At 51.8% G+C, this 531-nt stretch carries 1 protein-coding gene; it reads left to right on the forward strand.

Annotated elements, in window-relative coordinates; all coding sequences use genetic code 11:
• Window positions 1-531, forward strand: a 531-nt coding sequence (locus EMM73_RS19870) for an integrase core domain-containing protein (protein WP_145987584.1), incomplete at both ends; no start/stop codon positions are given.

The following is a 531-nucleotide window of genomic DNA, read 5'->3' on the forward strand; positions in this document are numbered from 1 at the left end:
TTACTACCTGTATATGCTCGAGGATGTGTTCAGCCGAAAAATTGTTGGTTCTGAGGTACATGAACAGGAATCAGGTGAAAACGCTGCTCAACTGTTAGAACAAACGCTGATCCGGGAGAAGTGTTTACACAGTGGCCTGGTGCTGCATTCGGATAACGGCGCGCCGATGAAATCGCAGACCATGCGAATGAAAGCCTATGAACTTGGCGTGACGACCTCGTACAGCAGGCCACGTGTCAGCAATGATAATCCGTTTGCAGAGTCGCTGTTCCGCACCTGCAAATACCGGCCGGACTGGCCATCAGCAGGCTTTAAAAGCCTTGATGAAGCAAGAGCTTGGGTGTTGAAGTTTACGCGCTGGTACAACTACGAACATAAGCACAGCAAGTTGCGGTTCGTGACGCCACACCAACGCCATACCGGTCAGGACGTTGCGATCTTGACGCAAAGAAAAGAACGGATTGAAGCGGCGAAAGCAGCAAATCCAAGCCGTTGGGGAAACCGCGAAGTCCGGAACTGCACACCAGTGGG

Origin of the sequence: Rheinheimera sediminis (genome assembly GCF_004005375.1) — a bacterium.
GTDB lineage: Bacteria > Pseudomonadota > Gammaproteobacteria > Enterobacterales > Alteromonadaceae > Pararheinheimera.